General features: G+C 37.8%; 10 protein-coding genes. 4 read left to right on the top strand and 6 right to left on the bottom strand.

The features are described 5' to 3' along the window. Together QZU83_RS09800 and rnc are read right to left on the bottom strand one after the other, a co-directional pair. Positions 1–1,458 (bottom strand): homoserine O-acetyltransferase (locus QZU83_RS09800; protein ID WP_295611814.1); only part of this gene is annotated, 1,458 nt, incomplete at its 3' end. Beyond that, positions 1,459–2,130 (bottom strand): ribonuclease III, encoded by a 672-nt coding sequence (gene rnc, locus QZU83_RS09795; protein WP_295611813.1) that lies wholly within the window; start codon positions 2,128–2,130, stop codon positions 1,459–1,461. 154 nt (positions 2,131–2,284) lie between these two features. On the opposite strand from rnc, the gene QZU83_RS09790 reads away from it, so the two are divergent. Further along, the gene (locus tag QZU83_RS09790) at positions 2,285–2,620 is read left to right on the top strand and encodes a hypothetical protein (protein ID WP_295611812.1); all 336 of its coding nucleotides are present in this window, start codon (positions 2,285–2,287) and stop codon (positions 2,618–2,620) included. A gap of 7 nt (positions 2,621–2,627) precedes the next feature. Here QZU83_RS09790 and QZU83_RS09785 read toward each other — a convergent pair whose 3' ends face one another. The 4 genes from QZU83_RS09785 to QZU83_RS09770 all read right to left on the bottom strand — a co-directional run bounded on the left by QZU83_RS09785 (position 2,628) and on the right by QZU83_RS09770 (position 4,058). After that, the gene (locus tag QZU83_RS09785; protein ID WP_295611811.1) at positions 2,628–3,068 is read right to left on the bottom strand and encodes a hypothetical protein; all 441 of its coding nucleotides are present in this window, start codon (positions 3,066–3,068) and stop codon (positions 2,628–2,630) included. Beyond that, entirely contained in the window at positions 3,025–3,435 is a 411-nt protein-coding gene (locus QZU83_RS09780; protein WP_295611810.1) for a hypothetical protein, read from the bottom strand. Before QZU83_RS09780 ends, QZU83_RS09785 begins: the two co-directional genes overlap by 44 nt. A gap of 146 nt (positions 3,436–3,581) precedes the next feature. Continuing rightward, on the bottom strand, positions 3,582–3,770 hold the full coding sequence (locus QZU83_RS09775; protein ID WP_067042784.1) for a 50S ribosomal protein L37e: 189 nt from the start codon (positions 3,768–3,770) through the stop codon (positions 3,582–3,584). A 57-nt stretch (positions 3,771–3,827) separates the two neighbouring features. Beyond that, complete coding sequence (locus tag QZU83_RS09770; RefSeq protein ID WP_116591755.1) at positions 3,828–4,058, bottom strand: LSm family protein; 231 nt, start codon at positions 4,056–4,058, stop codon at positions 3,828–3,830. Positions 4,059–4,346: 288 nt separating this feature from the next. On the opposite strand from QZU83_RS09770, the gene QZU83_RS09765 reads away from it, so the two are divergent. From QZU83_RS09765 to arfB, 3 genes are all read left to right on the top strand, one after another. Beyond that, the gene (locus tag QZU83_RS09765) at positions 4,347–4,820 is read left to right on the top strand and encodes a type II toxin-antitoxin system antitoxin SocA domain-containing protein (RefSeq protein ID WP_295611809.1); all 474 of its coding nucleotides are present in this window, start codon (positions 4,347–4,349) and stop codon (positions 4,818–4,820) included. 54 nt (positions 4,821–4,874) lie between these two features. Beyond that, on the top strand, positions 4,875–5,357 hold the full coding sequence (locus QZU83_RS09760) for an RNA-binding protein (RefSeq protein ID WP_295611808.1): 483 nt from the start codon (positions 4,875–4,877) through the stop codon (positions 5,355–5,357). 10 nt (positions 5,358–5,367) lie between these two features. Next, the coding region (gene arfB / locus QZU83_RS09755; protein ID WP_295611807.1) for a 2-amino-5-formylamino-6-ribosylaminopyrimidin-4(3H)-one 5'-monophosphate deformylase at positions 5,368–6,023 on the top strand (656 nt) is incomplete at its 3' end.

The following is a 6,023-nucleotide window of genomic DNA, read 5'->3' as shown; positions in this document are numbered from 1 at the left end:
TAAATTACTGATTTGATCGGTTGTAATCATACCTAAAACTTTCATGTCCTCATCGACAACCGGAAGACATGATATGTCGAACTTGCGCATCTTACGGGCAATTTCCTCTATCGTATCTTCTGAATTACAGTATTTGACAGTTGTTGTCATGATATCTTTAAGATGATTGGAACTGGTAGCTATGGATTTGGATAAATCCCAGCTTGTTACGATTCCGATTAGCTTGTAGTCATCAGTGACGACAGGAATGTGGGTTACATGTTTTTCCAGCATCAGTTTGGCTGCATCCTGAACATCTGCATTTTCACGGATTGTAACCACTTCTTCCATCATTATATCATCAACAATCTTGTCTGAAAGGAACTTTGAGAAGATGAAGTTCAATTGTCCTTTTTCAAGTAAAAATGCATCATGGCCATAGTTGGATTTGATTTCTGAAAATGACACTTCAACATCATTGGCATTCAGGGCAGTTACGATTTCAGTGCTCTGCTCGGTCGGATATAACCAGTCAGAATCAACTGATATCACCTCGACCTTACATTCAACATCTTTAAAACCGTCAATAAGAGAGTTAGTAACTGATAAATCAAATAAATCCACAGCTTTTGTAATGTAGAGATAGCTGTTTGCATCAAACCGTTTTACAAAGGATTCGCCCTGATATTTCAGGTAGCTTTCGACCTGGAAATCAACTGTAAAGTCATAGCTGATTTCATCCTTGTCCTGAAGGCCACGTCCGAACTTGATGTCCATTGATTCATCGCTGAGATAGGTAATGTGAGCTATCATACGGGCCAAGGATAAGCCGTTTCTTGGAATTTCACCGGTTTCGTAATAATTTCCGCCATTCCAGTTAGGATCTGAAAAGATTGACTGGCGACCTACCGCATTAAAGGCAATCTGCTGAGGATAGGACATTGCGGCTGTAGCTATCGGCATTGCCTTTTTCATCATCTTAGGATATAACACCATCCACTCGAGGACCTGCATTCCTCCCATTGATCCTCCAATGACTGCATAAAGCTGACTGATTTGCAAATGGTCAACCAATTTTTTCTGAACCTTGACCATGTCCCTGATTGTGATTACAGGAAAATCAAGACCGTATTCCTTACCGGTTTCCGGATTGATTGAACTTGGCCCTGTTGTTCCTTTACATCCTCCAAGCACGTTGGAACATATGACAAAGTATTTTTCTGTGTCAATTGCCTTTCCGGGACCTATGACAATTTCCCACCATCCAGGTTTCTTATCTCCATTATGCCATCCTGCTGCGTGGGCATCTCCAGTAAGGGCATGACAGATTAAAATGGCATTTGACCTTTCCTTGTTAAGTTCACCATAAGTTTCATAAGCAACAGTAACATTATTGAGGGTTTTGCCACTATCCAAATCGATTGGTTCGGCAATATCAAAATATTTAGTCTCGACAATACCTACAGATTCATCATTCATTTAAAACACCGAAATTTTTAGTTTTTCTAACGCAATTTTAGCGGCTGCCTGTTCAGCATCCTTTTTACTTCTTCCTTTACCGATACCCATTTCCTCGCCGTTTATTGAAACTGAAATTATGAATGTCTTCTCGTGAGGATAACCGCTTTCATCTATCAGATTATAGGTTACCTCCACTTCCTCTGCATCTCCGTATTCCTTTACTGCGGATTTGTAATCCCTAAAGAATATTCTTTCCTCATCAATATGCTTGAAGATATGCTTAGCAAGGAATTCCCTTGCAAATTCTATTCCCTGATCCAGGAATATGGCTCCTAAAAATGATTCGAATACGTCTGCAGTAATGGAGAGCACTTCATGTTCAGTCAATAACGAATCTTCAACATCAATATTCATATATTCTCTTAAATTCAGCTCGTGAGAGTAATAAATCAATGCATTTTGACATACATAATTCGCCCTTAATTTTGTTAGTTTTCCCTCTTCATATTGGGGATATTTGCAATACAGATATTTGGATACGATCAGATTTAAAACTGAATCGCCTAAAAACTCCAATCTTTCATAATTATAATTCAAATCATGTTTTGAACCATATGACGAATGGGTGAATGCCATGACATACAACAATTCATTATCCGTTTCAATGCCAAATTTTTCAAATAAATCCATATTAAGACCATAAATATTTTATCATTATATATTTATGCAATTTGAATTATATATAATTATTATATAACAATAGTTATAAATATTACTCATCAAATGCTCTACCTCTTTTCATTTAAATAAGAACTACCCAAACTATAATCAAGGATTTGGTAACATGATAATAAATTGGAAAGAAGAAATAACAAAAGTCGACCCCGACATAAAATTCAGAGCACAGGGCGGATGGTTAAAAACTGTTGAAGAACTTGACAAAAGCGTTAGAAACGGATTTTCCCTTGTCGGAGACTTTGTTCAGGCAGGCGACTTTGAAGCCGAGTACAGCGACGGAGTATATCTTGACTGCAACAAGGAAGGAACTGCAAAAAAACCTCAGCAGGACTACAGACTATTCAGATTCCGCAACGGCAAGGTAAGACTGCTTGATATGGTGATTGATGCCGGCCAGGGATGGGCGGTTGACTTATGGGATGCCGTTGAAGACGAGTTTTAAAAAAAAATCAGGAAATTCTGCCTCTCGGCTTGAATTTCGAAAATCCTGTAATCTGAACATTCTCCCTGTCATCATTGAATTTAGGCTTCTGCAGGAGAATAATCCTGTGGTCCATGTTTTGAGGGAAATTTTTCCCCTTACCATCAACCAGACCCCTATAGCTTACTCTTGACTTGCCGGTTCCACCAATGTCAAGAGCCAGCATTTCAGAAGAGATCAAATCATCAAAGAACTTCTCCAGATCCATTATATCAAAAATCGGCGCAACATAGCTTAAGGCCATAAGACCATTCTGGTTCTGGCGGATGTGAACATTTCTTGAATCAATCTCAATGCTTTCATCATTTCTTATTTTGGTTAATGTAATGATGTTTGAAAATTCATTGCTGAACATGACAATACCCTTAATCAATGTGGCAGAATTCACAGCAGGCGCAGGTCGGCGCAAAATAGGAATCTTCAGGCTCAACAATAGCTTTCTGAGCAAACAGAGTTATGTTGAATTTCGGATGATATTCACTGCTCACCTCTTTTGTCATTGGAGACAATCCCCTGTAATAGACGGGCCTGTAACCGGTTTGTGAAATGTCAAAGTAGAATTTTTCTCCGGTTGCGAATTTGCTGAAGTATTTTTCCAGTTCCAATGCCTTTTTTGGAGCGATTGAAAATGTGAATCCCATGGTGTCATCACTTCTCTGTCTGATTCCTGCATTGGAAATGTCAACAGCCAGTATGTCATCGTTGCCTCTTACAAAAACAACACAGTTTTCTAAATTCACATCGTTTTCACGAGCAATATCATTCAAATCAGTCATATAAGACCTCCTAAACATAATATAATCTAAATTGTTATATAAGCTTATCTGAAAAATAGTATTTAAAATGGTCAGTGAGTGAAAAGTAACTTTAAAAATAGATTTGAGAGAAGATTAATTTAATAATCTTCAAGGTTTTAACCAACTTATACTAATCTTTGTCTAGTAGTTGGTTTTTTGTTTTGCCAACTGTATCTTCTTAATTTTTTGGATTTACCGAATCCGCAAGAAGCACAGACTTTTTTACGTATGTGATAAGTGTTTCTACCACATCTTCTGCATCTGATATGGGTCTTTTTATTCTTTTTACCCATTGATGGAGTTCCCTTAGACATTGATACACCTCCCTAGAATAGTTAGAATATATGATCGAATAAAGTATTGAATAATATTTATGGTGAAATATAAACAATATTGTCTCCTCTGATGAGTACAACACCGAGTCTTCTAGTTACTTCTCCGTCTTGTAACTCTTCTGCATCATTAAGAACCAGGTTCATGTGTAAATCAAAGCTCTTAAGTATACCTCTAAATTCACGATCTCCTTTGAGTTTTATTAAAACTGGAGAGTCAACAGATTTTCCTAATGCGTCAAGTGGTCTTTGAACATTTTGTCCGCTCATTATATCACCTTATATTATCAAAAATTTTTAGTTTTTAATTTGAATTAGTAAATTCATAATATAATCAAGTTAAGATAAGACAAAACCTAATTAAAACTAATACTATTAACTATAACTAACCTACTATATAAATGTTACCTTATTTTAGGCCCAAATAATGAAAAAATAATGTCAATATTAATTAATTAATGGAACTGCTATTTAAATTAGTCTTCAAATGCTCTCCCACTCCATTTAAATTAAACCGCCAACATAACCAATATCACCCAACCATCACCAGGCCACAAAATGAAAATCAATGAAGAAAAATATATCAACCTCATCATGTACATACTGTTCAGATCAATGAACAAACCCAATCTGGGAAAGACTGTGCTCTGCACAATCATGTACTTCATTGACTTTAATTTCTACGAGATTTACGGAACCCATCTAACCAAAGAAACATACATCAAATCCAAACGGGGCATAAAGCCAAAGCATTTCAGAAGGATAACAGAAAATCTTATAGCCAAAAAGCAGCTGTTCATGAGAAAGGAACCGTATTACAACAGAACCATCCACAGATATTATCCGACAGTCATACCCCTTCCAAAATTCGATTCAGATGAACTCGTCGTAATCAATTCATGCATTGAAGCGCTGAGGGACAACAACGCACATACAATAACGCAATACGCATGGAAAGACCAGCCGCTGATGAAGGCAGGACTGGGGGAAGAAATAGATTACAATGACGTATTCCTGAGAGCCAACAAATAGGTTTATTTATTGAAAATACAAAATATTATTCATTAATATATTGTGGGATACAACATGGCTATAAAAGTTAAAAAAAGAAATTTCTTAAAAAAGAAAAAAATCAAGGCGATAAAAGCTGAATTGGGCGAATACAGCAGTTTGCTTGAAGGCAAAAAGAACGTTGAAATACTTGAAGCGGAACCTAATTCATTCATTTTAGTGGACGGTGAACCGTACATCATAATCATTGATGACAAGCCGTTCCCAACACTGAAAGCAGCTTTAGCCAATCAGATTGAAGCAAAAACAGTGACCGTTGATATGGGAGCCATAAGATTCGTAAGCAATGGTGCAGACATCATGAGTCCCGGAATCGTGGCAACATCAGAAGGAGTTGAAGAGGGAGACATCGTACTTATCATTGATGAAACCCACGGAAAACCGCTGGCTATTGGAGTAAGTCTAATCAGCGGAGAAGAAATGGTTGCAAACGATTCAGGAAAAGCCGTTGAAACCAAACATTATGTAGGCGACGATATCTGGAACTTTGAAATATGATGGTGATGATATGGCAGAACTGAGATACAGAGCAGGAAAAATCAAAGACCCACAAGTTCACAAAATCGGAATAATAGCACTCGGATCACACCTGGAAAACCATGGTCCTGCATTGCCAATCGACACCGATGCAAAGATCGGTGCACACATCGCATTTCAGGCATCACTTCTAAGCGGAGCAAAATTTTTAGGAATAATCTTTCCTGCATACGAACTGGACACAATCGACCACGGAGTGCACGTTTCCCTTGAAGAACTGAAAGAGAATGTTATCAGCACACTTAATTCTGCAAAGAAATTCCTGGACATTGAAAAGGTCGTCATCGTTAATGCTCACGGAGGAAATATTCCGCTTGTGGCCGAACTGTGGGACATTGAGGACAAGACAGGCCTATCCATTACCTTCAACAATAAGGTAATCTCATCAGAAGGCCCACACGGAGGAAGCGGCGAACTTTCCATGGCAAAAGTCTTAGGCATTGTCAATGAGAACGAACTTGAAAATCAGGCAAATGTCCATGAATATGAGGAAGTTGGCCTACATGGATTCACACAGGCACGCAGAGATGACCCTAACATTGAAGAAGGTGCACTGGACGTTGAAGAAAACGGCGTTTATATTGATGAAGATTACGGAAACAGACTGTTTAATCTAGCTATTAATGC

The sequence above is a fragment of the uncultured Methanobrevibacter sp. genome, from assembly GCF_902771435.1.
GTDB lineage: Archaea > Methanobacteriota > Methanobacteria > Methanobacteriales > Methanobacteriaceae > Methanocatella.
Note: the sequence above shows the minus strand (reverse complement) of the source record. Positions and strands in the feature narration are given on the sequence as shown.